The organism is Aeromonas sp. 97A (assembly GCF_051919185.1).
Lineage (GTDB): Bacteria > Pseudomonadota > Gammaproteobacteria > Enterobacterales > Aeromonadaceae > Aeromonas > Aeromonas veronii.
Map to the genome: position 1 here is coordinate 2,009,883 of NZ_JBQBFF010000001.1, position 26,984 is coordinate 2,036,866.

General features: G+C 57.5%; 22 protein-coding genes, 2 pseudogenes and 1 riboswitch. Of the genes and pseudogenes, 5 read left to right on the top strand and 19 right to left on the bottom strand.

Annotated features, from left to right (window positions below):
* Window positions 1-76 precede the first annotated feature (76 nt).
* A complete protein-coding gene (locus tag ACTG27_RS08915; protein ID WP_421288089.1) occupies window positions 77-1,096 on the bottom strand; it encodes a DUF2066 domain-containing protein in 1,020 nt (339 codons plus the stop codon).
* A 150-nt stretch (window positions 1,097-1,246) separates the two neighbouring features.
* Complete coding sequence (gene upp / locus ACTG27_RS08920; RefSeq protein WP_005334115.1) at window positions 1,247-1,873, bottom strand: uracil phosphoribosyltransferase; 627 nt, start codon at window positions 1,871-1,873, stop codon at window positions 1,247-1,249.
* Window positions 1,874-2,050: 177 nt separating this feature from the next.
* Between upp and purM the strand changes: the two genes are divergently transcribed.
* Together purM and purN are read left to right on the top strand one after the other, a co-directional pair.
* Entirely contained in the window at window positions 2,051-3,088 is a 1,038-nt protein-coding gene (gene purM, locus ACTG27_RS08925; RefSeq protein ID WP_439979516.1) for a phosphoribosylformylglycinamidine cyclo-ligase, read from the top strand.
* Window positions 3,085-3,723, top strand: a complete 639-nt coding sequence (purN, locus tag ACTG27_RS08930; RefSeq protein ID WP_421266597.1) for a phosphoribosylglycinamide formyltransferase — start codon at window positions 3,085-3,087, stop codon at window positions 3,721-3,723. The genes purM and purN overlap by 4 nt, the downstream gene beginning before the upstream one ends.
* A gap of 239 nt (window positions 3,724-3,962) precedes the next feature.
* Here the strand turns inward: purN and ACTG27_RS08935 are convergent, their stop codons facing one another.
* From ACTG27_RS08935 to ACTG27_RS08955, 5 genes and pseudogenes are all read right to left on the bottom strand, one after another.
* Window positions 3,963-4,724, bottom strand: a complete 762-nt coding sequence (locus ACTG27_RS08935; RefSeq protein WP_021231048.1) for a Nif3-like dinuclear metal center hexameric protein — start codon at window positions 4,722-4,724, stop codon at window positions 3,963-3,965.
* Window positions 4,725-4,864: 140 nt separating this feature from the next.
* A pseudogene (locus ACTG27_RS08940) lies at window positions 4,865-6,207 on the bottom strand (sigma-54-dependent transcriptional regulator).
* Window positions 6,204-7,238: a sensor histidine kinase gene (locus ACTG27_RS08945; protein ID WP_118853617.1), complete on the bottom strand. Its 1,035-nt coding sequence runs from the start codon at window positions 7,236-7,238 to the stop codon at window positions 6,204-6,206. The pseudogene ACTG27_RS08940 and the gene ACTG27_RS08945 overlap by 4 nt, the downstream one beginning before the upstream one ends.
* 106 nt (window positions 7,239-7,344) lie before the next feature.
* Window positions 7,345-8,766: a sigma-54 dependent transcriptional regulator gene (locus ACTG27_RS08950; RefSeq protein WP_439979517.1), complete on the bottom strand. Its 1,422-nt coding sequence runs from the start codon at window positions 8,764-8,766 to the stop codon at window positions 7,345-7,347.
* A 268-nt stretch (window positions 8,767-9,034) separates the two neighbouring features.
* Window positions 9,035-9,909 (bottom strand): annotated as a pseudogene (locus ACTG27_RS08955) (DUF2726 domain-containing protein).
* 196 nt (window positions 9,910-10,105) lie between these two features.
* On the opposite strand from ACTG27_RS08955, the gene ACTG27_RS08960 reads away from it, so the two are divergent.
* The 3 genes from ACTG27_RS08960 to ppx all read left to right on the top strand — a co-directional run bounded on the left by ACTG27_RS08960 (window position 10,106) and on the right by ppx (window position 14,245).
* Window positions 10,106-10,621, top strand: coding sequence for a glycine cleavage system protein R (locus ACTG27_RS08960; protein WP_244774201.1), 516 nt, complete (start codon window positions 10,106-10,108; stop codon window positions 10,619-10,621).
* Window positions 10,622-10,695: 74 nt separating this feature from the next.
* The gene (ppk1, locus tag ACTG27_RS08965) at window positions 10,696-12,765 is read left to right on the top strand and encodes a polyphosphate kinase 1 (RefSeq protein WP_005350671.1); all 2,070 of its coding nucleotides are present in this window, start codon (window positions 10,696-10,698) and stop codon (window positions 12,763-12,765) included.
* Window positions 12,755-14,245, top strand: a complete 1,491-nt coding sequence (ppx, locus tag ACTG27_RS08970; protein WP_110302910.1) for an exopolyphosphatase — start codon at window positions 12,755-12,757, stop codon at window positions 14,243-14,245. The genes ppk1 and ppx overlap by 11 nt, the downstream gene beginning before the upstream one ends.
* A 60-nt stretch (window positions 14,246-14,305) precedes the next feature.
* Here the strand turns inward: ppx and mgtE are convergent, their stop codons facing one another.
* The 12 genes from mgtE to flgB form a co-directional block, all read right to left on the bottom strand.
* Window positions 14,306-15,649 (bottom strand): magnesium transporter, encoded by a 1,344-nt coding sequence (mgtE, locus tag ACTG27_RS08975; RefSeq protein WP_439979518.1) that lies wholly within the window; start codon window positions 15,647-15,649, stop codon window positions 14,306-14,308.
* Between the two features lie 122 nt (window positions 15,650-15,771).
* Window positions 15,772-15,941: riboswitch (M-box (ykoK) riboswitch) on the bottom strand.
* Between the two features lie 183 nt (window positions 15,942-16,124).
* Window positions 16,125-17,333, bottom strand: a complete 1,209-nt coding sequence (gene flgL, locus ACTG27_RS08980) for a flagellar hook-associated protein FlgL (RefSeq protein ID WP_439979519.1) — start codon at window positions 17,331-17,333, stop codon at window positions 16,125-16,127.
* A gap of 4 nt (window positions 17,334-17,337) precedes the next feature.
* Window positions 17,338-19,341 (bottom strand): FlgK family flagellar hook-associated protein, encoded by a 2,004-nt coding sequence (locus ACTG27_RS08985; RefSeq protein WP_439979520.1) that lies wholly within the window; start codon window positions 19,339-19,341, stop codon window positions 17,338-17,340.
* A gap of 3 nt (window positions 19,342-19,344) precedes the next feature.
* Window positions 19,345-20,418: a flagellar assembly peptidoglycan hydrolase FlgJ gene (gene flgJ / locus ACTG27_RS08990; RefSeq protein ID WP_439979521.1), complete on the bottom strand. Its 1,074-nt coding sequence runs from the start codon at window positions 20,416-20,418 to the stop codon at window positions 19,345-19,347.
* A 43-nt stretch (window positions 20,419-20,461) separates the two neighbouring features.
* Window positions 20,462-21,559 (bottom strand): flagellar basal body P-ring protein FlgI, encoded by a 1,098-nt coding sequence (locus ACTG27_RS08995; protein WP_005350664.1) that lies wholly within the window; start codon window positions 21,557-21,559, stop codon window positions 20,462-20,464.
* An 8-nt stretch (window positions 21,560-21,567) separates the two neighbouring features.
* The gene (gene flgH, locus ACTG27_RS09000) at window positions 21,568-22,239 is read right to left on the bottom strand and encodes a flagellar basal body L-ring protein FlgH (protein WP_257726102.1); all 672 of its coding nucleotides are present in this window, start codon (window positions 22,237-22,239) and stop codon (window positions 21,568-21,570) included.
* 14 nt (window positions 22,240-22,253) lie between these two features.
* Entirely contained in the window at window positions 22,254-23,042 is a 789-nt protein-coding gene (flgG, locus tag ACTG27_RS09005) for a flagellar basal-body rod protein FlgG (protein ID WP_005334158.1), read from the bottom strand.
* A gap of 14 nt (window positions 23,043-23,056) precedes the next feature.
* On the bottom strand, window positions 23,057-23,803 hold the full coding sequence (gene flgF, locus ACTG27_RS09010; RefSeq protein WP_005334159.1) for a flagellar basal-body rod protein FlgF: 747 nt from the start codon (window positions 23,801-23,803) through the stop codon (window positions 23,057-23,059).
* Between the two features lie 145 nt (window positions 23,804-23,948).
* Window positions 23,949-25,286: a flagellar hook protein FlgE gene (flgE, locus tag ACTG27_RS09015; RefSeq protein ID WP_021231059.1), complete on the bottom strand. Its 1,338-nt coding sequence runs from the start codon at window positions 25,284-25,286 to the stop codon at window positions 23,949-23,951.
* Window positions 25,287-25,296: 10 nt separating this feature from the next.
* A complete protein-coding gene (locus tag ACTG27_RS09020) occupies window positions 25,297-26,037 on the bottom strand; it encodes a flagellar hook assembly protein FlgD (protein WP_368152102.1) in 741 nt (246 codons plus the stop codon).
* Between the two features lie 15 nt (window positions 26,038-26,052).
* Window positions 26,053-26,472 (bottom strand): flagellar basal body rod protein FlgC, encoded by a 420-nt coding sequence (gene flgC / locus ACTG27_RS09025; protein WP_279464681.1) that lies wholly within the window; start codon window positions 26,470-26,472, stop codon window positions 26,053-26,055.
* Window positions 26,472-26,870, bottom strand: a complete 399-nt coding sequence (flgB, locus tag ACTG27_RS09030) for a flagellar basal body rod protein FlgB (protein WP_005334169.1) — start codon at window positions 26,868-26,870, stop codon at window positions 26,472-26,474. Before flgB ends, flgC begins: the two co-directional genes overlap by 1 nt.
* Window positions 26,871-26,984 lie beyond the last annotated feature (114 nt).

Consider the following 26,984-nt stretch of genomic DNA (forward strand, 5'->3'; position numbering starts at 1 on the left):
TGGCTAAGTGTACCATCGCAATGGCAGATAGAGAACCGCCCGGACAAGCCGGGCGGTAGACAAAAGCCTTGTGAAATCAGGGCTGCGACCATTGGTAACGCAGATTGCTGCCATTATCGTCAACCTTGTGCAAGCGGCTCTCCAGCTGCAGGGCGCGCACCAACTCGCTCTGATCCCCCTGCAGGGTGAAATTGAAGGTGACCTGATTGCCCTCCAGCTTGCCGATCTCGACCTTGCTGACGTTGGCCATCCCCTGCAGCATCTTCTGCACGGCGATCATGCTGTCCACTTCGGAGAGGCCATCTACCACCAGGGTCTGGCTGGTTGCCGGACCAGAAATGCGGGCACCGTAGTTTTTCACTAGCCAGGCCGCCAAGGTATCGGCAAACCCTTGCGCCACTTCGGCCTGAGTGCCGGTGTTATTGCCACGGGTCAGCTCGGCCACTTCACCGGCCGCTTTGGGGCCGTAGAGTCCCCAATCGATGCTCCACTTGTCACCTTCAGGAGTCAGCTTGCCCAACACCACCATCTCGGCGCCATAGCGCTGGCTTGCCTGCAAAATCGGGTCGGCAAAGCGTCCCCAGACGTCGGTGGCACTGACAGCCATGTTGTCATCGAGATCCATCAGCGGAATGCTGATGGGTAGCCCCAGCGTCTGGGCCTGCTCGCGCAAGGCTTGCGCCCAACCATCGCTGGATTGATCCGCCAGCAAGCGACGCTCACCCTGATCCACCACCAGCCAGATGGCCATTTGGGGACGCGCCGGGCCAAGCAGGGCAAACTGGCTCTCGGAGACCAGGCTGTTGACCTTGTCACTCTTGAACTCGGCTTTCAGATACTTGACGGAGTCCTGATCCTGATAGCCATAGCTTTTGATATAGTCGCCCGGCGCCGCCAGCGCCTTGACCACCACCGGCTGGGTGAGGATGTCGCGCTTGCCGGTCACCTTGATCAGCACCTGACCCAGTGCCTGCCCCTGAGCGGCCACCATGTCACCACTGGTCGGGGCCTTGCCCTGATAGAGGTCGGTCACCTGAGCGGCCGAGGCCATGAATGACAAGCCGCAGCAGAGGGCGGTCACAACACGTTTGAACATGAACAGAGTCTCGAAATGGGAGAGTGTGCTTATGGTAGCGGCAAGGCGCGTCCTGCGGCAAGGCTGGCACAAGCGGCCACAAACAGCAGAGCCGGCGATGCGCCGGCTCCGATCACCCCTTCCATATGGGAAGCAGGTCAAGGCATAAACTTATTTGGTACCGAAGATCTTGTCGCCTGCATCGCCCAGACCCGGCACGATGTAGCCTTTCTCGTTCAGCCCCTGGTCGACAGAAGCGCAGTAGAGCTCTACGTCGGGGTGAGCGGCTTCCAGCGCCTTGATCCCTTCCGGCGCGGCAACCAGTACCAGCACCTTGATGGATTGGCAGCCTTTCTTCTTCAGCAGATCGATGGTAGCGATCATGGAACCACCGGTGGCCAGCATCGGATCGATGACCAGCGCCAGACGCTCTTCGATGTTGCTGACGATCTTCTCGAAATAGGGAACCGGTTGCAGGGTCTCTTCATCGCGGTAGATACCGACCACGCTGACGCGGGCACTCGGCATGTGCTCCAGCACGCCATCCATCATGCCAAGGCCGGCACGCAGGATGGGTACGACGGTTACCTTCTTGCCTTTGATCTGGTCAACTTCTACTGGCCCATTCCAGCCATCGATGATAACCTTCTCGGTTTCGAAGTCAGAGGTCGCTTCATAGGTCAACAAACTGCCCACTTCTTTGGCCAGTTCACGGAAACGCTTGGTGCTGATATCGCCTTCACGCATCAGACCGATCTTGTGTTTGACCAGGGGGTGTTTGACTTCAACGACTTTCATTATTATCTCCTCTAACCTGCCGCAAAAAAAATCGCGGAATCATACAACAAAAGCCGCCGCTTGTAGAGCATTTCCGCGCAAAAACGCGCAAACGATTTCCTTTCTGGTTTTTCACCGCCACTGTTAGAATACGCCCCGAATTTTACCCTCCACTTCTTTACATGACGGGGAATACTCGTGACTGACAAAACCTCACTGAGCTACAAGGATGCTGGCGTAGATATCGATGCCGGCAATGCACTGGTTGAACGTATCAAGGGCGTGTCAAAGCGCACTCGTCGTCCTGAAGTCCTTGGTGGTCTTGGCGGCTTTGGGGCCTTGTGTCAAATCCCTGCGGGCTACAAGGAGCCGGTACTGGTCTCCGGTACCGATGGTGTGGGCACCAAGCTACGGCTGGCCATCGACCTGAAGAAGCACGACACCGTTGGCATCGATCTGGTGGCCATGTGCGTCAATGACCTGATCGTACAGGGCGCCGAGCCGCTGTTCTTCCTCGACTACTATGCAACCGGCAAGCTGGACGTGGACACCGCGGCCGCGGTGGTCACCGGGATCGGTGCCGGTTGCGAGCAGTCAGGCTGTGCCCTGGTGGGCGGCGAGACCGCCGAGATGCCGGGTATGTATGAAGGGGAAGACTACGACATCGCCGGTTTCTGCGTCGGTGTGGTGGAGAAGAGCGAAATCATCGACGGCAGTAAGGTCGGTGAAGGGGATGCCCTGATCGCGCTGGCCGCCAGCGGCCCTCACTCCAACGGCTTCTCCCTGATCCGTAAAATTCTGGAAGTCTCCAAAGCCGACGTGCATCAGCCGCTGGGTGACACCACCCTGGCCAACGCCCTGCTGGAGCCGACCCGCATCTATGTGAAACCTGTGCTCAAGCTCATCAAGGAGTGCGAAATCCACGCCCTATCCCACATCACCGGCGGTGGCTTCTGGGAGAACATCCCCCGTGTCCTGCCCGCCAACACCCAAGCGGTGATCGACGAGCAGAGCTGGCAGTGGCCGGCAGTGTTCAGCTGGCTGCAGCAGGCTGGCAACGTCACCCGTCACGAGATGTATCGCACCTTCAACTGCGGCGTCGGCATGATCATCGCCCTGCCCGCCAACCAGCTGGAGAAGGCGCTGACCCTGCTCAAGGCGGAAGGCGAGAACGCATGGCACATCGGTCATATCGCCAAGGCAGCAGACGGTGAGGGGCAGGTCGTCATCAAATGATGCGGATCCTCGTCCTAATCTCCGGCAGCGGCAGCAACCTGCAGGCGATCCTCGACCACTGCGCCAGCGGCAAGATTGCCGGTGAAGTGGTCGGTGTCATCAGCAACAAGGCCGATGCCTATGGTCTGGTTCGCGCTAAAGAGGCAGGCGTGGCGACCTCCATTCTGGCCCAGCAGCAGTTTGCCAGCCGGGAAGAGTATGACGCCGCCCTGCTGGCGCTGATGGCAGATTATCAGCCGGACTTGGTGGTGCTGGCGGGGTTTATGCGGATATTGAGCGGCGATCTGGTGCGCCATTTCGCTGGGAAGATGATCAATATCCACCCCTCCCTGCTGCCCAAGTATCAGGGCCTGCACACCCACCAGCGCGCTATCGATGCCGGTGATAGTGAGCATGGCGCCAGCGTCCACTTCGTCACCGAAGAGCTGGACGGTGGCCCGGTGATCCTGCAGGCCCGCGTGCCCATCTTTGAAGGGGACACGGCGGACGAGGTAGCGGCACGGGTACAGGCGCAGGAGCACAGCATCTACCCGCTGGTGGTGCGCTGGTTCTGCGAAGGCAGGCTGCAGATGGTGGACGGCGCTGTGCAACTGGATGGCGCCCTGCTGGGCCCCGCTGGTTACGCCTGCGAGTAAGCAGACGTCTTGTCGAAATGTGAAAAAGGAGGCCGATGGCCTCCTTTTTATTTCCTGAAATTTCCCACCACAGGCACAGGCTTAAACCTGTTCACGACCTGCAGCGAGAAACCGTCAACAAGGTTACAAGCTGCCCAGGAACCGGAGCGTATGGACATACGTGAGCACTCTTTGCTGTATACATAAGCGAGCAGCACATGAGCCTTGATCACGGTTTCGTAGCCAGATCGTGGACAGGTTTAGACCGGATTGTCGATATCGATAAAGGTCACATCCAGCCCATGCACAGTCGCCAGCCACTCCCCCAGCGCCTTGACGCCGTAACGCTCGGTGGCGTGATGGCCCGCGGCGTAGAAGTGCATCCCCATCTCGCGGGCGGTGTGAATGGTCTGCTCGGAGGCTTCACCGGAGATAAAGGCATCGATTCCCTGCTCCGCAGCCAGATTGATGTAGCTCTGACCGCCACCGGTGCACCAGGCCACGGAGCGGATAAGCTCGGGGCCTGTATCGCCACAATAGAGTGGTTCGCGGCCAAGGCGCTCGGCAATCAGCTTGGCAAAGTCGGCGCCACTCATCGGCTCTTCCAGCTTGCCCACCATGGCGACGCTCTTGCTGTTCCACGGCTCCAGACCGCGGCGTACCTTGATGTCGAGCAGCTTGGCGAGCTGGGCGTTGTTACCCACCTCGGGATGGACATCCAGCGGCAAATGGTAGGCAAACAGATTGATATCGTGGGTCAGCAGGGTCTTGAGACGACGCTGCTTCATGCCGGTGATCTGGGCCGGTTCACCGCTCCAGAAGTAGCCGTGATGGACCAGAATGGCATCGGCCTCGGCAGCCACCGCCGCGTCGATAAGCGCCTGACTGGCGGTGACACCGGTCACCACCTTGCGAATGCGCTCGCGCCCCTCCACTTGCAAGCCGTTGGGGCAGTAATCCTTGATGGCGTGCGGTTCGAGCAGATGATTCAGTACGGTTTCGAGTTTTCGATGAGAGATCATAGGGGTCCCTTATTAAGGCTCGGTCCCCTGCTTTACCAATAAAAACAGGGCCCAGGCTCAAAGCGCCAAGGGCCCCATGATAATCGAGCCGGGCCGTCAAGACCATGACAGCCCCCACACAGTGCGGTTTCCCTACATCCTTAGGCTGGCAGGTCGATCCCCGCCTCCCGCATCTGAGCCAGCTTGTAGCGCAGGGTGCGCGGGCTGATGCCGAGTCGGTCGGCCACCGCCTTGCGGCTGCCGTTACAATCTTGCAGGGTGTCGAGGATGATCTGGTGCTCCTGCTGCTTGAGCTCGCTGCCGAGGCGGTCGCCACCATAGCTGCGCTCGACGCTGACAAACTCCATCTCCTGCTCGTCCAGCTCTTCCAGAATGAGGTGGTCACAATCAAGATCCCGTCGGGGCTGAGGATCAGGGCACGCTGTACCACGTTATCCAACTCCCGCACGTTGCCGGGCCAGGGGTGGGCCAGCAGCCGCTCCCGCGAGGCGTCCGTCAACTGCGGTGTCGGCAGCCCCTGCTGACTGGCATGAAGTGCCAGCAGGTGCTCCGCCAGCGGCAGAATGTCGCCGGGCCGCTCACAGAGGGCAGACCAGCGCAGCGGAAAAACGTTGAGGCGATAGTAGAGATCTTCGCGGAACTGGCCATCCTGCACCGCTTTTTTCAAATCCCGGTTGCTGGTGGCGATGACCCGCACATCCAGCGGGATCATCTTGCGACTGCCGAGCCGCTCCACCTCTTTCTCCTGCAACACCCGCAGCAATTTGGCTTGCAGCCCCTGATCCATCTCGGTGATCTCGTCAAGCAGCAGGGTGCCTCCCTGCGCCTGCTCGAACTTGCCCGGGCACCCCTGCACCGCACCGGTGAAGGCCCCCTTCTCGTAGCCAAACAGGGTCGCCTCCAGCATGTTTTCCGGAATGGCGGCACAGTTGATGGCGACGAAGGGCTGCTCGGCGCGGCTGGAGTTATCGTGAATGTAACGGGCCAGCACCTCTTTACCCGTCCCGCTCGGGCCGGTCACCATCACGGTCGCTTCGCTTCTGGCCACCCGGGTCGCCAGCTGGAACAGCTCGGCAGTTTTGGGATCCCCGTAGACCACGGCGCGCTTCTCCACCTTCTGGGCGGGCACATAGCGGCTGACCTGATTGAGCAGCACCTCTGGCGAAAATGGCTTGGCCAGATAGTCGATGGCCCCTTCACGCATGGCGCGCACCGCGCCATCGATATTGGCGTAGGCGGTCATCAGCAGCACAGGTATCTGTGGATATTGCTGGCGGATGGTAGCCAACAGGGTGAGGCCGTCCATCCCCCCCATCTGGATATCGGAGATCACCATGTCAAACGGCTGACGGGAGAGGGCCAGCAGAGCCCGCTCGCCGCTGTCCGCTTCACGGCACTCATAACCGCCGAGCAACAAGGTATCCACCAGCGCTTCGCGCAGGCCATTGTCATCTTCAACTACCAGGATCCTGGCCTGTGTCATGCTACACCTCCAAGCTGCACCGTTTGCTGGTGCAGGGGGAACGACAGAGTAAAGCAGGTGCCTTCACCGGGAACCGAGGCCACACCGACCTCCCCCTGATGGGCACGCACTACAGATTGCACCACCGCCAGTCCGAGACCAGTGCCTTGGGAGCGAGTGGTAAAGAAGGGTTCGAATACCTGACCGAGCTGATGGGAAGGGATCCCCTTGCCATTATCGATGACCCGCATCTCCACCCGGGCACCGCTGCGCACCGCGCTGACCAAGAGTGAGGTGGCCCCCGCCTGCTGGGCATTGGCAATCAGATTGTTGATGGCTCCCGCCAACGCGCTGCTGTTGGCCAGCAGACAGAGATCGGGCTCTGGCGCCTCCATGTGCAGCTCGCAGCCCTGTTGCTGACAGAAGGCCTCGGCACCGGCCTGCACTTCGGCCAGCAGCCCTTGTACCGAGATCGGGGTGACCACCTGATTGTCACCGTTGCGGGCGAACAGCAGGATGTCGTTGATCTGCTTCTCCAGATCCTGCAAACGGGCCATCAGCTTTTGCTGAAACTGAGTGCGGGATTCCGGCTTGAGGGTGCGGTTGGCCAGGTTTGCGGCATAAAGCATGGCAGCGGAGAGCGGTGTGCGGATCTGGTGGGCGAGCGAGGCCGCCATATTGCCGAGCGCCGACAGCCGCTTCATGTGATTGATGCGGTCTTGCAGTTTACGGGTTTCGGTCAGGTCATTGATAAAAACCAGCTGGCCGGGCTGATCCGGCAGCGGTTGGGTCGAGAGCTGCACCCGGCGCCCGTCGCGCAGGGAGATCTCGTGGCCATCATCCTCGCGCGGCTCGAAGCAGCGCGCAATGATGTGGCGCCAGAGCTCCCCTTCCAACGGCTCCCCCAGCAGGGAGATGGCCGCCGGATTCGCGCGGGTGACCACCCCTGCCCCGTCAAGCAGCAACACCCCGGTGGGGAGCGCCTTGAAGATGGCATAGAGCTGGCTCACTTCGTGGGACTGGAGTGGCATGTCCTGCTGCTGGATTGTCATAAACCTGACCTCAAACTGGCTATTGGGTCAGGTTATTCAATTTCCATGCCACTAAATTATATTAACTAAAACAATGGATTGCGTATTGGCGTCAAGGCTTTGACCCTTAGAGGTCCTTGCTCATCCCGTACTTTTTCATCTTCTCCACCAGGGTAGTACGCCGCATGCCAAGCAGATCGGCGGCGCGGGCCACGACCCCGTCCTGAGACTCCAGCGCCTGACGGATCAGCTCCACTTCAAGGTCGGCCAGCATCTCTTTGAGGTTGACCCCCTCCTCCGGCAGCTGCATGGTGCGGGCCGAGGCGAGGGAGTGATCCAGCTCGGGCGGATCCTGGAACACCGCCGCCAGCGCATCCCGTTCATCCATCTCGGTCAGCCGCTCATCCCGCGGCTCGCTCGGCAGCAGGCGATAACGGCTCGGCAGATCGGCCACATCGACGATCTGGTGCGGGTAGAGGATCAGCAGCCGCTCCAGCAGGTTGGATAGCTCGCGTACGTTACCGGGCCAGGGGTACTGCATCAGCGACTCCAGCGCCCGCTGGGTCAGCCGGATAAAGCCATGGTGCTGCTCGGCATGGCGGTTGAGCAGCTCCTGCAGCAGCAGCGGAATGTCATCGATGCGATCCCGCAGCGGCGGCGTCTCTATGGGGAAAACGTTGAGGCGGTAGTAGAGATCTTCACGAAAACCCTGAGTGCGGATCATCGCCTCCAGATCCCGGTGGGTCGCCGCTATGATGCGCACATCGGCCTGAATGGGCTTGCCGCCACCGACCCGGTCGAACAACCGCTCCTGCAATACCCGCAGCAGTTTGACCTGCATCGGCATCGGCATGTCGCCGATCTCGTCGAGGAACAGGGTGCCCCCCTGCGCCAGCTCGAAGCGACCGCGACGAGCCGCGATGGCGCCGGTAAACGCCCCCTTCTCGTGACCGAACAGTTCGCTCTCCAGCAATTCGGCTGGAATGGCGCCGCAGTTGATGGGCACGAAGGGGCCACTGCTGCGGGAAGAGAGTTCGTGGATGGCGCGAGCCACCACCTCTTTACCAGTGCCAGACTCCCCAAGGATCAGCACGTTGGCATCGGTCTCGGCCACCTGGCTGATGAGGCGGCGTACCTCCTGGATCCCCTTCCCTTTACCCACCAGCAAGCGCAGCAGGGCCTGCCCCTTGTCATGGGTCTGCTGACGGGGATGCAAGGAGACGAATGCCTGACAGAAGTGCAGATGACGGGTAAGGGATTCATAAGTAAAGGGCGAGAGCGCGACCCCGATAAAGTTGCTGTTGGGCAGATCGGCCTCAACCAGCGAGAGGAAGGGGGTACGGGGGAAGGCTGCCAGCAGCTCTGACAAGGGGCGGTCGGTCAGCTCACCTACCAGCACCCCTTGCAGCGGTCCGGAGGATTCGATGGCCACATCCAGATCGCTTTGTGCCACCTCCTGCCACGGGATCCCCATAAACGAGAGCACGGTTCCCAACTGTTGGCGCCGCTGCGCATCGGCATCAACAATCAACACGCCCATCTCCACCATATCCATTCCTCGCGATGTCCTGAACTAACTTATTGTTTTATTTGATGATAAAACAGCTACCGACTGTCTTTTTGCTGGCACACAAAGTGCCAAAATTCCGACACATTGTCAAAAATTGTCGTATTCAGGCTAAGTGTATCGACAGAAACGGGAGATTAGATAAATTTTGCCGAGGAATTTTCTGCATTGGCGCCGTTAACAAACGCCGCCAATAGCGGAAAGAAAACTGCCCTCGTCAGAGGGCAGCATGGGACATGGTGAAGCGCATTCAGTGGCGATTATGGTGGTGCGGCGCCGCGTAACGACATTCGGGAAAACGGCTGCAAGCCAGAAAGAGTCGACCGGCATGGGGGCCTTTTTTCGCCTCCCGCTCCACCAGCGGCGCATCGCAGCGGGGGCAGTGCTGCACCTCGTGCTCTTCATCATCCTCCACATCGGCGAACAAGCCATCGACCAGTTCACCCTCACTCTGCGGCGTCTCTCCCCCCTTGGACTGGATGACTGGTTCGTGAAATGACGAGTGCGAGACAGCCTCGGCATGGGGAGTGCGGCCACGCATCCCGGCACCGACATCCACTCCGTCCAGCAACAGAGGGTTGAACGTCGGCTCGCGGCGCGCCCCGTGCGGCAGATCGTCGATCACCGGTTCGCTGGTTTTGACCAGCAGCGGCAGGATCTGTTCGCGCAGCTCTTCCACCAGATAGCTGGCACTTGCCGGGATCTGCAGCAACGGCAGACCGGCACTGTCGCAGGCGGTTTTCAGAAAGAGATCCCGCGCCTTGCGCTTCTGATGACGATGGGAGCTGTCATCGAGTTCGATGGCGCAGATAAAGGAGAGATCCGCGGGGGGCAAAGCAGATAGTCGAAATGCTTGGCGCTGATCTTGTTGAAGTGCTGCTGCCATTTGCTTTTGCCGATCCCGGCCTGCGGCGTCAGCACATCGGCCACCCGTACCTTGGCAAAGACCCGGGCCTTGTCACCCACCGCCAAATCCAGCACCCCGAGGAAGGATCGCTCGGCGGGACTGAACAGGGTCTCCTGCACATCATAGGGCAGGCGCTTTTGCTGTCTGCCTCTGCTCCAGAAGATCGCCAGCACAAGCAGCGCTAGCAACAACAATCCCGATAGGACAAGGGTATTCATGAGAGCACGATCCAGTTCACAACACGAAAGGGGGATCACTTTACCACAGCCGCCATGGGGCAAGGCAGCAGACCCGTGTATAGAAAGTGAAAAGTCCCGTCTTTTTATCTATTTGTCAGCAGGCGGGGGTTCATATGACCAGCCCCAGCAGGCACAATAGGGATATAGCAAGAAATCCCATTTCAAGGAGAGCAGGATGCAAAAGCAATTGGTGGTCACCGTGATCGGTGCAGACAAACCCGGGATCGTCGAAAGTCTGGCAGCTGTCATCAACCGCGAGCAGGGCAACTGGCTGGGCAGCGCCATGAGCGAACTGGCGGGCCAGTTTGCCGGTATCCTCCATGTCTCTGTCCCCGATGAGCACTATCGCAGCCTGTGCGAAGCACTGGCCCTGCTACCGGGTCTGACCATCAGCTTTGCCGAAGGGACACCGACCGCCGAGCCAGCCCATCAAGTCATGATGACGGTGACCGGCAACGACCGCCCCGGCATCGTCCATGAAGTAGCCAGCATCCTGCGCCAGCTCGAGATCAACGTGGCCGATCTCACCACCGGCTGTGAACCGGCTCCCCACTCCGGCGCCCCGCTCTTCTATGCCCATGCGCTGGTTGCCCTGCCCGACGGGCTCGCGATGGATACGCTTATCACCGCGCTGGAATCCCTCTCCGACGATCTGGTGGTCGACATCGACGAAGCGTTCAGCGAACAGTAACAATACTGTCATTTATTTGTCATATATTAACGCCATAACTGCCGCGCAGACGCGACCTGAAACAGAGGCACAAGATGAGCACCGACAAGCAGTATGAAGAGAAAGAGCTTAGCTGGCTCTCATTCAATGAACGGGTGTTGCAAGAGGCAATGGACAAGACGGTGCCCCTCATCGAGCGGGTTCGTTTTCTGGGGATCTTCTCCTCCAACCAGGATGAGTTCTTCAAGGTACGGGTATCGGACGTCAAGCGTCGCATCCTCATCAATGAAGTACATGGTGGCGACGATGAAGCGAAAGTGCTGCTGCGCGCCATCCAGCAAAAAGTGATGGCGCTCGGTGAAGCGTTCGACAACACCTATAAAGAGCTGTTGATTGCGCTGGCCCGCCACAACATCTTTCTGGTCAACGAGAACCAGCTCTCCGATGCCATTCAGAAATGGCTGCGGGTCTTCTTCAAGGAGAAGGTGCTGCGCCACATCATCCCGATCCTGCTCAACAAAGAGGTCAATCCGGTCAAATTCCTCAAGGATGAGTACACCTATCTGGCCATCGAGATGAAGAAGAACGGTCAGGTGATCCAGTACGCCCTGGTGGAAGTGCCGACCGACGACCTGCCCCGCTTCTTCCAGCTGCCGCCGGAAGGGACCCGCCGCAAGAAGCAGATCATCATTCTGGATAACGTCATCCGCTTCTGTCTCGACGAGATCTTCAAAGGCTTCTTCGACTACGACGAGATTGCTGCCTATGCGGTGAAGCTGACCCGGGATGCCGAATATGATCTCTCCGACCAGCTGGACTTGAGCCTGGTGGACAAGATGAGTGACGGCTTGAAGCAGCGTCTTACCGCCATGCCGGTGCGCTTCGTCTACGAGCGGGAGATGCCCGCTGCCATGATCAGCTTCCTCAAGCTCAAGCTGCAGATCAGCTCCTACGATGCCATCATGCCGGGCGGGCGTTACCACAACTTCAAGGATTTCATTGGCTTCCCCAACGTGGGCCGTGACTATCTGGAAAACCCCAAGCTGCCGGCCCTCGATTGCCGCGATTTTGACGGCTTCGTCAACGCCTTCGATGCGATTACCAAGCAGGATATCCTGCTCTACTACCCGTACCACAAGTTCCACCATTTCACCGAGCTGGTGCGCCAGGCGGCGTTCGATCCGGCGGTCAGCGCCATTCGCATCAACATTTATCGGGTGGCCAAGAAGTCGCGGATCATCCACTCCCTCATCGATGCCGCCAACAACGGCAAGAAGGTGACCGTGGTGGTCGAGCTGCGCGCCCGTTTCGACGAGGCGGCCAACATCGACTGGGCCAACATCCTTACCGATGCCGGGGTCAAGGTGGTGTTCGGGGTGCCGAGCCTCAAGATCCACTCCAAGCTCTGCCTCATCACCCGCCACGAAAATGGCGAGGCGGTGCGCTATGCCCATATCGGTACCGGCAACTTCAACGAGAAGACCGCCAAGATCTACACCGACTTCTCGCTGCTGACCCGCAATCCGGACATCACCGCCGAAGTGGAAGGGGTGTTTGAATACATCGAGTACCCCTATAAGCGTTACAAATTCAACCACCTGCTGGTCTCCCCCATCAACAGCCGCCGTCAGCTCTATCGTCTCATCGACAACGAGCTCTCCAACGCCAAGGCGGGCCAGCCGAGCGGTATCATCCTCAAGATCAACAATCTGGTGGACAAGGATCTCATCAACCGGCTCTATGCCGCCGGTCAGGCCGGGGTGCCGATCCAGATGATCATCCGTGGCATGTGCGCCCTGCGCCCGGGTGTGCCAGGTCTCAGTGACAACATCAAGGTGATCAGCATCATCGACCGCTTCCTCGAGCACCCTCGGGTGATGGTGTTCCACAACAAGGGCAACCCCCAGCTCTATATCTCCAGCGCCGACTGGATGAGCCGCAATATCGACGGCCGTATTGAGGTGGGCACCCCCATTTATGATGAGCGCCTCAAGCAGCGCATCATGGACATTCTCGAACTACAACTGAGTGATACCTGCAAGGCGCGGGTCATTGATGCCGACCAGCAGAACGAATATGTGAAGCGGGGCAACCGCCGCAAGATCCGCTCTCAGGTGGCGATTTACGACTATCTCAAACGTATCGAGTCAAACAATGGACAATAGTCTCTATGCCGCCGTGGATCTCGGCTCCAACAGTTTTCACATGGTGATCGCCCATCTGAGCGAAGGGCGTTTTCGTATCGTCGATCGCATCAAGGAGCGCGTGCGGCTGGCGGAAGGGATGGATGAGCAGAAACGAATGAGCCCGGAGGCGATGGAACGCGGCCTCGCCTGTCTGTCACTCTTTGCCGAGCGGCTCACCAACATCAAACCGGATCAGATCCGCATCGCCGGTACCTACACATTGCGCCGCGCCAGCAACGCCCGCGAATTTGTGAGTGAAGCGGCCAAGGTGCTCAACCACCCCATCGAGATCATCAGCGGGCAGGAAGAAGCACGCCTCATCTATCAGGGGGTTGCCCATACCCAGCATATCGAGGGCCAGGTACTGGTGATCGATATCGGCGGCGGCAGCACCGAGCTCATCATCGGTGAAGGGTTTGAACACAAGGCCCTCACCAGCCGCAAGATGGGCTGCGTCAGCTTTACCCAGAGCTTCTTCGCCAGCGGCAAGCTGAGCGACAAGCACTTCACCAATGCCGTGCTGGAGGCGCAGCACCAGCTCGCCCCCATCGTCAACCAGTACCGCAAGCTGGGCTGGCAGAGCTGCCTTGGCAGCTCAGGTTCCATTCGTACGGTACGGGATGTACTGCAGGGTGAAGGGCTGACTGACGGCAGCATTACGCTGGAGGCGCTGGAGCGGCTCAAGGCGCTGATGATTGAGCGCAAGCGAGTCGATAACCTCAAGCTGACAGGGCTGACCGAGGAGCGCCAGGAGGTGTTTGCCGCTGCGGTCGCCATCCTGCTCGGGCTGTTTACCTCGCTGCCCATCGAGCGGCTCGACTACTCCGACGGTGCCCTGCGCGAAGGGTTGCTTTATGAATTCGAGGAGCGCTTGCAGCACCACGATATTCGCGAGCGTACCGCACAGGCGCTCGGCACCCACTACCGGATGGACCGCAAACAAGCCGCCCGGGTGGAGCAGAGCGTGCTGACGCTGTTCGACGCCTTGCAAGAGCCCTGGCAGATGGAGATAGAGCCCTATCGCGCCATCCTAGGCTGGGCGGCGCGGCTGCACGAGATTGGCCTTGCCATCAACTACAGCGGCATTCACCGCCACTCCGCCTATATCCTGCAACACACCGACCTGCCCGGCTTCAACCAGGACGATCAGGCCCTGCTGGCGGCGCTGGTACGCTTTCAGCGCAAGGGGCTCAAGCTCTCCGAGCTGCCGCCCCTGCCCAACCACGACATGCAGACGGTGCTGCGCTGCATCCGCATCCTGCGCCTCGCGGTCGCCGCTCATCACAAGCGCCAGGACGACCTGCTGCCTGAGTGGAAAGTCGCGGTACAAGGGGATCAGCTGGTCGTGACCCTGCCGATCGACTGGTGCGAAGAGAACCGTCTCCTGATGCAGAATCTGGAGAAGGAGCACCGCTACTGTCAGGAGCAGGGCTGGCCACTGCTGTTCCAGCTCGGCTAAACCGGAAAGATAAATAAAAAAGGCAGCCCACAGGCTGCCTTTTGCATATCAATCTACCCGTTACTGCAACTCGGGCAACAACCACTTGGCCATCTCGAAGTAGATGATAAGGCCGGTGCCATCCACCAGTGTCGCGATGAATGGCGCAGAGACCACCGCCGGATCGATGCGGAAACGGCGCAGCACCATGGGAATAATGGACGCGACAGTGGCACTCCAGAGCACGATAGCGATGATGGTAAAGGTCACCACCATGCCAATCTGGGGACCGACGCCAAGACTCCATGCCCGCACCCAGGCCGCCATGGCAATGGCCCCCGAGATGAGCAGACCGGTGGAGAGCTCCTTTTTCAGCACTGTGCCGAGATTGCGCAAGCTCACCTCCCCGACCGCCATGGCACGTACTATGGTGGTGGTGATCTGGGTGCCGCTGTTACCGCCAGTACCGATCAGGAGCGGAATAAAGAAGGCCAGCGCAATCGCCGCTTCCAGCTGCTCCTCGAATGCCCGCAACACGGTGCCGGTGTAAGCTTCCGCCACAAACAGGATAAGCAGCCAGCCCACCCGTTTGCGCCACAGCTGCCAGGGGGTCGCCTGCAGATAGGGAGTATCGAGTGGCGAGGAGCCACCCTGCATCTCGGCATCCTCGGTGGATTCGAGCTCCAGAATATCCGCCGCATCATCGACGTGGAAAATACCGACCAGTCGCCCCTGATCCTCGACCGGCAATACCGACAGGTCGCGGTCGATGAGTAGGCGCGCTGCCAGCTCCTGATCCGCACGGGCATTGATCCGCACCGTCTCCCGATCCATCAGGGTCGCGACACTGGCCAGCGGGTCGGCGATCAGCAAGGTCTTGAGGGAGAGGCTTCCTTGCAGACGACCATCCCCGTTGACCACATAGATATGGCGAAACAGCTGGGCATTATCCCAGGCATCGTGGATCAGCTGTTTAGCGTGACCGACCGTGTCCTCCTCCCGCACCGCCAGATATTCGTGGCGCATGTTGGCCCCCACCGACTCGGTGGGCCAATCCAGCAGGGAGTAATACATGGCCTGCGCCTGGGTCGGGAAGCGAGCCAGCAACATGGTGCGATCCTGACGACTCAGTTTGCGAAGGATGGCGACCATCTCGCGGCGGGGAATGGCCTCCTGCAACACGCTGACGATGCTGCCATGGAGCCGCTGCAACAGGCGCCCGGCACTCTCGGCCGAGAGTGAGCCGAGCAGTTCGGCACCTTGTGGAATTGGCAGGGTATCAAAGATGCAGTTGAGCTCTTCCGGACGCAGGGTCAGCAGTTGATCGGCGCGCTGAACCGGATCCAGATTATGTTCCAGCCAACCCTGCAGGGCGGCCAGATCGAACAGTTGGTGACGGTTAAGAATGGTATGTGTTTTCTTCATCACAGATATCCTCATGTGATTTCAGGCGAGCCTGAATGCCTCCGGAAATAGCCGGATGCAACGACAAGAAAACAGCAATTTGATTGACGAGTAATAGGCAGGAAATGACGCCGTTCGGCGTGTCATCATCCCCACGTACCAGCTTTAGCACTGTATAACGTATCCGGCATGCCGGAAGCCACTTGGGTTTACACCTTAATCCGATGAAAACTGTCCTGATCTTGGGCGTCTCTGGACGTCGTGAGATCAGTGGCCTGTGTTTATACAGGAGCCTCGCCTAACGAGATGCTGCAAATAATTCGCACAACCCTCTGTTGTGCGGGCGGCATGATTATCCAATCCCGCAGGGAGGTCAACCCCGCAACCACCATTAAATGGGCAACGGCAACAGCTTGTTACAATTGGCAGGAGATGACACGGAACCAATTTTCATAGTCTGGACAAAAGCAAAGGCCCCAAAGGGGCCCTTCTTTAATTAGCGAATATAGTCAAATAGCGTCAGACGGCTTATTTTACTGAAAGAGAGTTGCGAGGCACTCAATGCCGCATCCTCTTTTGACAGCGCGGAAATCACTTCATAGAGATCCGCTTCCGACACCTTGGCTCTCGCCTCGGCGTTGAGGGTACTCAATCCCTCATTGGAGCCCATAGCCTGTTCCAGACTGTTCATCCGGCCGCCCAACTCACCCAACCCATGATCGATATTCAGGCGGGCATTTTTCATATGAACGGTGGCATCTGCCACTTCCAGCGCAAAGTTGTCAGCGGTAATAGCGGGATCACGCAAGGCGGTAATAAAATCCGACATCCCGTTCAGCACGTTGTCATTTTTTGGTGGGTTAAGGTCAAACTGCTGAGCCGCACCACCTGCAGGCAAATCAAGGGTCAACTCCAGACCATTGAAGGGGATCTTGGTACCAGCAGTGTAGTTACCCGTTTGCAGGGTAGTGCCACCGGCATCCTTGATATCATAGGTATCAGGCGGACCTATGGTGGTTGATACGGTATAGGTGTTGCTGGGCAGTGCCGAGTTATAATTGGACTTATAGAAATTATCAAAGTTGCCCTGATCGCCGACTCCGACCTTGATATTTGCGGTGGTTGCACTGGCAGTTCTTCTGGTCGCCACGATTTCAAACAGATCCTGCCCGGAATCATTGGCAGCAATTTGTACTGTGGGTGAGACCTGAATATTTCGCTGACCAGGGTCTCCCTGATAAATATATTTTCCGTTAGCGTCTTTGATATATGGCTGGGTCTTGCTCTGATTACCGCCAAATATAAATTCACCCGAGGAGTTTTTGCTATTCATCAGGTCAAACATCTGCTGCTGCAACCCTTCCAGCTCGCTGGCAATAGCCTTGCGATCATCCATGCTGATAGCGCCATTATTTGACTTCTGGATCAGGGTCTGGGCACTAAGCATCGCATTATTAATCGACGTTAATACCGTCTCCTCATGCCCCAGGCTGTTTTCCAGCAAGCTGCCATTGACACTGTACTGCTTGAACAGGTCAATCTCCTTGGTCAGTGCCATCTTCTGGCTCATCCCCGCAGGATCTTCGCCGGCAGTCTGAAATTTATTGCCGGTTTGCAGCTGTTGATAGGCAGTATTCAACCGCTCGTTGGCACTGTTGAGGGAATAGATATTCCGGTCGTAGATCATGTTGGTGGTGATGCGCATGACGTTACCTCACGGAAGAGAGCAGTGTATCGAAAATGGTTTTGGCCGTGCTGACGATTTGCGCCGATGCCGCATAGGATTGCTGGAAGCGGATCAGATTGGCTGCCTCCTCCTCCAGATTGACCCCAGACACGCTTTCAAAGATGCCGGTGCTCTGGATAAGCTTGGACTCATTGGCCTTGAGCAGCGTTTTTGCCTGACTGGTATTGTTACCCACTTCCATCACCAGCCCGGAATAGGCCTGATTGAAGGTCATCTTGTCGTTGGTCGTCCCACCATTGGTGCTCTTGCGCACCAGATCCTTGTTTTGCAGTTCGGCCAGAACCAGGCCATTGCTGTTATCGGCAAAGCCATTGCTGTTGTAACTGAGCTTGAAGCTGTCACCGGCATCCACCGTTCCGGTGATGCTGAACTCGTAGCCTGGCGCCTGTTTCGGGTTGGCATAGACTGCGGCTCCGGCGGGGAAAGGGTTGACGATCGCAGACATCAGGTTTTGCCCTTTGCTGCTCGCAGGGGCAGTGCCAATCAGGGTAGTGCCATCGGCTTGAAACACCTGATAGTTACCGTTGGCGTCAATCTTGACGACCTGAGGCGCTGTCGGGCTCAGACTATTGGTACCAAAACCTGACCCTGCACCTGTATTGAATACGCCACCCAGTTTGATATCTGCCCCGCCGCCATTATTGGTGGTCTTTTCCGCTTTAAGCGGAGAGGCCAGGGCCAAATCTTCCGGTCGGGTGATCAGCTGACCCAGACCGGCGGCCGCACTTTTGGTCGGTTGCAGCAACAGTCTGTCACCCGCAGCCGACGTGCCGGTAAGATCGATCGAGATCCCGTGCCCGGGCAGCTCAAAGGTCGCTGGCGGCATGGTCCCCGTGCTCACAGAGGTACGATTGCCAGACTTGTCGAGCGAGAACACCTCATAACCGGTAGCGCTGCTAAAGCGCACTTCGTAATCAAACGGGGTCACTGATGTCCCCTTGCCCGGTACGAAGCTGACATTCGCCCCGACCGTCCCGGTGTTATTGCCGTAGGGTAAGCCCTTGCTGGTAGGCAGGGTGAAGATATCGCCGCCAATCTCGTTATCCAGATCCATCCCGAGGCGGTTCTGCTGGTTCATCGCATCGGCCATCGCCACGGCCAGCTGCCCCAGTTCGCGCTTGGTAGGCTCAAGGTCGGTACGCGCCTTGAACAGCCCCCCCATGGCACCACCAAACGTATCGTGATCGATGGTTGCCTTGTTCGCCCCTAGGGTCAGCTGCAGCTCCTGATCCCGGGAGTCAGGATCTCCTGCAATCACCTTGAACTGGGCGACGCCCCCATCAAGGATCAACGAATGGCCAGTGCTCATATTGACCAGCATGCTGCCGTTGGGTTGGGCTACGGTGCGAATATCCATCTTCTCCGACAGCTGGCGGATCGCCTCATCCCGCTGATCAAACAGCATCAGGTTCTCTTCGGGTGACCCCTGGGTGCGGATGATGGCCTGATTAAGATCATTGATGCTGGTGAGCAGGCTGTTGACCTGCTTGGTTTCATCTTCAATACGGGTGTTGAGGGTATCGCTCTGCTTGTCGAGCTGCGCCGAAAGGGTATGAAAACGGTTGACCATGCCACTCAACTCCGTCATCACCACCTTGCGCCCACCGATCTCGGCAGGCGATTCATTGGCTGAGTGAAATGACTTGAAGTAGGAGGTGATGGCCGCCCCCACGCTGTTGCTGGTATTCCCCAGCAAGCTGTCAACGCCAGCCAACTGTTCATAATGGGTCAGGGAGGCATGATAGGCAGAGGTATCACGGCGCACCTCCCCCTGCATATAGTCGTTGATTACCCGCTGGGTCTTGATGTCACCGGTCCCCAGACCGATGGTATTGGTATACACCAGCGTACGCTCACGCACATAGCCCTGGCTATTGACGTTCACTATGTTGTTACTGGTGGTCTGCAGCAGGCGTTGCTGTGCCAGCACGCCCGATGAACCAATCCCAAGCAGGTCGCTTGCCATACGTTACAGCTCCATCTCGTTGTATTGGGCAATGGCGTCACTGCGCAATACCTGTTTCAATTTTCTGGCGTAGTGCGGGTCGGTGGCATAACCCGCCTGTTGCAGCGCCTCAAAGTAGCGATCGGGACTATCCACCTTCGCCAGGGCTCCCTTGTAGCGAGAGCCGGAAGTGAGGAAGTCCACATAGTCGTTGAAGCTCTCTTCAAACGACTCATAGGAGCGAAATGCCGCTTTCTGGCGGGAGGCAACGCCTTGCTCATACTCGAGCGTGCTGACCACCGCCTTGGGCCCTTCCCAGCGCGGATCGGCCTTGATGCCAAACAGGTTATGGGTCACCTGCCCCTCGCCATCCTTGATCACCCGCTTGCCCCAACCGCTCTCCAGTGCCGCCTGGGCGACCAGTACCGCCGGGCTTAACCCCAGCTTGTCGGCCGCTTTCTTGGCCAGCGGCATAAGGCGATTAACGAACTCTTCCGGTGTATCGAACTCTTTGCCCCCACTACCGGTAGCACTGCCCTCTTCGCTGGCCATGCGTCCCATGGGCGGAATGCTGCGGTGCGGTCGACGGGGCATAGTGAGTGCGTGGCTCTCCTTGACCCCCTCGGTCATCTCTCTTTCAGCAAAATCTTTGCCAACTTTTGATGCCGCGATCAAATCATCTGCAGCCGCAGTGGGTGGCTGATAGGGTTTGTAGGTCCGTTCGGTGCGCTGCGGCATCTTGAGCACTCGCCCATCCTGATGGGTAAAGGTCTCGGGAGAGATCTGTTTGGCCACCATGTCAGCCAATCCCAGCCCCCCCTTGCTGGACATGTCGGCAACCCGCTGCTCATCCAGCATCCCTTCATAGAACTGGGTATAGCTGCTATTCATCGGGTTGTCCTGAGTCAACACCCCGTTGGCCTGACGCATGCTCTGAAACAGCATCTGGGTAAAGATTGACTCGAACTGGCGTGACGCACTCTTGAGCGCTTCGGCCTGCCCTTCTTTGCTTTGGCTCATCTGGCGCAGACGGTCCAGGTTCTTGATGTCCTGTACCATCCCGAGATTCATGCCGCTGTTGCTGTCAAACTCCGCCATTTTGCTTACCTCATTGCCACCCGTGGCAACCACTTGCCGCTTGTTACAATATGACCAGTTGCCCCTCGATGGCGCCTGCCTGCTGCAGCGCCTCAAGGATGGCCATCAAATCACCGGGGGCGACCCCGACCTGATTGACCGCCCGGACCAGATCGTCCAGGGTCGCACCGGTATCAAACTTGAACATCCGCCCCGGCTCCTGCTGGACATTGATGGTCGAGTTGTTGGTCACCGTCGTCTCTCCTCCCGCCAACGGGTTGGGCTGGGAGACCTGCTGGTTTTCGGCGATGGTCACCGTCAACCCGCCGTGGCTGATGGCCGCCGGTTTGAGCTTGACCTGACTGCCGATCACTATGGTGCCAGTGCGGGAGTTAACGATGATCTTGGCCGCCTCGTTGGCCGGATCCACCTCCAGATTCTCGATGGTGGCGAGATAGGAGACGCGCTGACCCGGATCCCGCGGGGCATAGACCTTGACCGAGGTGGCATCGAGCGCCTGAGCGGTATTTGGCCCCACCAGGTCGTTGACGACATCGGCCAGACGGCGCGCAGTAGTAAAGTCGGGTCGGTTAAGGTTGAAGGTGATAGTGTCACCCTGACTGAAGGAGTTGGGCACCTCCCGCTCCACGGTCGCACCGTTGGCAATCCGCCCGACGGTCGGGGTATTGATCACTACCTTGGAGCCATCAGCCCCCTCGGCCCCCAGACCACCAACCACCAGACTGCCCTGCGCGACCGCATAGACCCGCCCATCGAGCCCTTTCAGGAAGCTTTGCAACAGGGTGCCGCCCCGCAGGCTCTTGGCCTCGCCAATGGCAGAGACCGTCACGTCGATGGTTTGACCCGGCTTGGAGAAGGGGGGCAGGTCGGCATGGATCGCCACCGGCGCCACATCCTTGATCTTGGGCTTGATGTTATCCGGCACCTTGATGCCAAAATTGTTGAGCATGGTACGGAAGGTCTGCTCGGTGAAGGCGTTGTTCTTCTCGCCAGTACCGGGCAACCCCACCACCAGACCGTAACCAATCAGCTGGTTGTTACGCACCCCTTCAACCGAGCTGATGTCCTTGATCCGGGCCGCATTGGCCACACCCAAGGGCAGCAGACAGCAGAGCAGTGTGACAAGACGGAGTGACTTCATAACATCTCCTAGAGCGGCCACCAGGGACCATTGAAAAAGCTGGTAAGCCACCCTTGCTCCTGGCTATTGGCCAGATCGCCGGTACCACCGTAGTAAATGCGGGCATTGGCCACTTTCTGGGACGAAACGCTGTTATCAGACGTCACATCCTCCGGGCGAATAAGGCCGGTGATCCGGATATATTCATTGCCATTGTTGAGCATGATCCACTTCTCGCCGCGCACCACCAGATTGCCATTGGGCAGCACCTTGGCCACGCTGACCGAAATATTGCCCTGCAGGCTGTTGCTCTGGTCCGCTTTGGCCTGCCCCTTGAACGCACTGTTCTGACCAATGGAAGCCGAAAGATCATAGGGACTGGCGGTCACGGGCATGCCACCCAGCTTGACCGGGTCCAGATTGAATTTATTGTCCTTGCCACTCTGGGTATTGGCCTTTTTCGAGGCGGAGGTCGACTCCGACAACTCGATGGTAATGATGTCGCCGACTTTGTGCGCCTTGATATCCGAATAGATGCCATTGACCTGATCCGGCTGGAAAATAGCCCCTGTCGGCCGCACCGACACCGGCTCCGACTCCCCGTAGACGGGGGAAAACTCGGGATCATCAGGCTTGGGCGTATTGGGAGTGCTGCTACACCCTCCCAGCACCAACAATCCCAGCATCCATACGGCTTTCATCATGCACCTCCTAATTAGGTACGCTGGATCAGGAAGGACATCATGCCGTCCACGGCGGAGAGCACCTTGGAGTTCATCTCGTAGACCCGCTGAGCCTGAATGAGGTTCACCAGCTCTTCGGTCACGTTGACGTTGGAAGTCTCCAGCATCCCCTGCTTGATCACCCCCAAGCCATCGGCACCGGCAGTCCCCTGAGCGGCAGCACCACTGGATTGGGTCTCGACAAACATGTTCTCCCCCATCGGCTGCAAGCCGCTGGCGTTGACGAAGTCGGAGATGTTGATCTGACCGACGACCTGAGAAGCGCCATCACCCTTGAGCTGCACCGAGACCTGACCATCTTCACCCACCGTAACGCTCTGGGCGTTTTCCGGGATCTGGATTTCCGGTTGCAGCGGGTAGCCATTACCCGGGGTCACTATGGTCCCTTCATCGTTGAGGGTGAACTGACCGTTGCGGGTATAGGCCGCACTACCATCCGGCAGCTGAATTTCAAAGTAACCACGACCACTGATCATCAGGTCCAGCGAGTTGTCGGTGGTTTGCACGTTGCCCTGGCTGTGGTTTTTCTGGGTCGCCACCACCTTGGCACCCGCCCCCAGCATCAGGCCGGAGGGGAGCTCGGTATCGGCAGAGGAGCGGCCACCGGGCTGGTTGATGTTTTGATACAGCAGATCTTCAAAGATGGCCCGTGACTTTTTGAAGCCCACGGTGCTGGCGTTCGCCAGGTTGTTCGAAGTGACCGAAATATTGGTCTGCTGTGCATCCAACCCGGTCTTGCTGATCCAGAGTGCGGGATTCATAGGTAACTCCTTGATTAGCTGATTCGCAGCAGTTGGGTTTGAGCTTCATCATTCTCTTCGGCCGTCTTCATGATTTTGACCTGGGTTTCGAACTGGCGTTGCAGCCGGATCAGGTTGGTCATCTCATCCACCACATTGACGTTGCTCCCCTCAAGGGAGCCGGCAATCAGGCCGACATTGGCAGAGGCGGGTTCATTCTGGCCATCTTTGCGGCGAAACAGACCATCTTGGCCCTTCTCCACCGCATCGGCGGCCGGGTTGACCAGCTTGATCCGCTGAAAATCTTCCGGCAAGTTGGCGGCTGCCCCTTCCGGTCGACCGCTGATGGTGCCATCCCGATTAATCTCGAGTTTCTCCATCGGCATCGGCAACACGATTGGCTGACCACCGTCATCCACTACATTCAGGCCGGTCGAGGTCTGCAAGTTGCCGGTCGCATTGACCTGCAAATTCCCCATGCGGGTATAGGCCTCGCCGCCCTTTGGATCCTGCACGGCAATCCAGCCCGGCCCATCCACCGCCACGTCCAGATCCCGTCCGGTGGTCATCAGCATGCCATGCTGCAGGTTCTGACCCGGGCGCTCAGCCATGGCAAACACCCGGCTTGGCAAGCCCTCTCCGAACGCCTGCATGCTTCTGGCCTGCTCAAAATCGGACTTGAAGCCGGTGGTATTGGCATTGGCGAGGTTGTTGCCGCGAACAGCCAAGCTGTTCATGGTCTCTTTAGCCCCGGACATGGCGATATAAAGCAGGTGATCCATGGAATTCTCCGTCAAACAGATGACTCTGACAGGAGAAATGCAATTAGAGTGCCAACAGCAGAAATATGGGGGGGAGAAGTAGGATGGGAATGAGACAGAAACAGAGAGGGGGCCAAGCCCCCTCTCATTATCATGTATTGCGCAATTAACGGATCTGCAGGATGGTCTGCTGCAGCGAACTGTTGACCTCCAGAGAACGGGAGTTGGCCTGGAAGTTACGCTGGGCAGTGATCAAGTCCACTAGCTCCGAGGTCAAATCCACGTTGGACTGCTCCAGCGCTGAAGATTTTATGCTACCAAACGTACCTGAATTAGGAGTACCAGGCAATGCATCCCCTGAGAGCAGGGACTGCCGCCAGGATGTATCACCAACCTGAGTCAATCCTTGCGAGTTCGCAAACTTGGCCAGCGCAACCATAGCCACTTTTAACGTCGTAGCATTACTGTACGTGGCAGACACAACACCGTCCGGCGTAATTTCAACCTTTGTTAGACGGCCTACTGTCGCACCATCCTGAGTCAATTTGTTGACTTCAAAAGGTGAGTTGTATTGGGTAACAGTCCCAAGACGAATTTCCAACGTCTGGGTCGGATCTGCACCATTGTTGATAATCCCTGCACCACCAGCGCCATTGCCCAACGCAACAGTCTTGATAGGTGCAACCGGTATTGTTGTATCCAGCTTACCCGAAGGAGTAAATGTCATCTGCAGACCAGTGGGAATACCTGCTCCTGGACTCGCCGTACCACCATTAATATTTATAGGCTTGTCCCCTTCATACATGAACATACTCCAAGTTCCCGGGTTCAGAGGCTGCCCCGCATTGGCCGGATCTTCATGGCGGACAAAATACTTCGTGATTGTATGGGGAGCGCCAAGCGAATCATAAATAGTCACAGATGTTGAATGAGCATATGTTGACGAGTTAGTACGATCAAAATTAGCGGGCAAAGTAGGCTTTGTTTTACTATCAATACTCAAGTTAAAACTTGCCTCCACCAATGAAGTCATTTTAGGCTCACCAGCCCTATCAGGTATTTGAATAGGCTTGGTCGCATTAATACTGACTGCCTTGGGCGTACCATCAGGATTAATTTCATAGCCTTGCAGGTAATGGCCCTGATTATTGACCATATAGCTGTTTTCATTGAGCTTGAAGGCGCCGGCACGGGTATAGGTGCGATCCAGGTTGGTCAATCCATCGGAGGTCACAAAGAAGCCATTCCCCTGAATCGCCAAGTCCAGTGCGTTATTGGTAAATTGCAGCGCCCCCTGGTGGAACTGCTGGGCAACCGCGCCAGTCGCCACACCATTACCGACCTGGGTCTTGGCATTGACAAAGATGGAGTTGGCGTAGACATCCGCAAACTCGGCACGGGACTCTTTAAAGCCCATGGTGTTAACGTTGGCAATGTTGTTGGCGGTGACGTTCAAGTCTTTTTGTGCCGCGTTGACACCGCTCAAGGCATTGTTAAATGACATATCCAGCTCCTTAGATCGATGCTGTCGACGTGGTTTTTGACGGTGCAACCGTCGGATTTGAATTGGTGCCTGAAATTTGCAGAATATTGTTCAGATATTCGCTCCCCAGCCCTCTCAAGTTGAGGCGAGTCGGGTTAGTTGCATTGCCCAAGGCAACGCTATCCACTTTTGCATAAGCGTATGAAGCAATATTTTCCGACTTGCCATCAAGAGTACCGCTAGCTTTGACGACATACTTGCCTGCAGAAACTCGGTTACCAGCCTTGTCTGTACCATCCCAAGCAACTTCAACGTTACCTTTTTGCTCTCCTTCCAGAGGAAACTCTTTGATAACTTGTCCTTTTTCGTCTTCGATAGTGATTTTGATATTCGCATATTTATTAGTAGTACCAACCGCTACGACTGCTGATAGTGGCCCCTCTTTGTCTAAATAGCTTATATTGCTTGGCAGTAGCACATTTTGACCTACCAAAGAGGATGCTTGCAGGGCTTGACTGGAAATCATCTGGTCATTGAGTTTCCCCATCTGGGTAGACAAACTACTGATCCCCTCCGAAGTTGACATGGACGCCATTTGGGAAAGCATCTGGGCATTGTCGACAGGCTTGAAGGGGTCTTGATACGATAATTGCATTGTTAGCAGCTTCATAAATGAAGCCTGATCCAGCTCTTTCTTCGGCGCCGTTGTGCTGCCTGTCGTCTGGGTCGTGGTACGGCTGATGCCGTTCACATTATTGGTTGTATCGACCATGCTGCATCCCTCCTATCAGGACTTGCCAAGCTGGAGCGTCTGCTGCAGCATCTTCTTGGCCGAATCAGCAACCTGTACGTTGGTCTGGTAGCTGCGCGAGGCGTTGATCATGTCGGCCATCTCTTCAACCATGTTGACGTTTGGCTTGAAGATAAAACCGTCTTTGTCCGCTATCGGGTGGTTGGGGTTGTACTCCTTGAGCAGTGGCGCTTTGCTCTCGACAATCCCCTTCACCTCAACCCCGACCGAGCCCTGCTTGTCAGACATCGCCTGATCGAGCTGGGCGGCAAAGACTGGCCGCCTGGCGTGGTAAGTATTTTCCACACTGGAGCTGACGCTGTCCGCGTTGGCCATGTTGCTGGCAACTGTGTTGAGGCGCACTGACTGTGCACTCATAGCCGAGCCTGCTATGTCAAAGACCTTGAACAAACTCATCACTGCTCTCCTTTCAGGGCCTTGAGCAGGCCACTGATCTTGCTATTCATAAATTCAAGGGAGGTTTGATACTCGAGGCTATTGCGCAGAAATTCGCTGCGCTCCTGCTGCACATCGACTGTATTGCCGTCACCGGTATCCGGTTGCAGCGGGTTGCGATATTGCACGGTACCCGGAGCGTCCATATTCAAGGCAAAGTGCTTTTCGCTGGTCGTTGCCAAACCAAACCCCTGATGCGACTGGGCCTCCTGCAATGCCTGAGCAAAATTGATATCCCTGGCTTTGAAGCCCGGGGTATCTGCGTTGGCAATATTGCTGGAAAGCACCTCTGCACGCTTGGCGCGAACGCTTATGGTGTGTTGATGCACACCGAATGCCTTGTCAAATGAAAGAGCCATAGCACACCTCCTGCTTGGTATATTTTGTTTGCAAGAGGTGTGCCATAAGCAAATCTCTCAGTTCGATGGTTTGGGTATGAGCACATTTCAGACCGAAAACGGCAGGAGCATCTC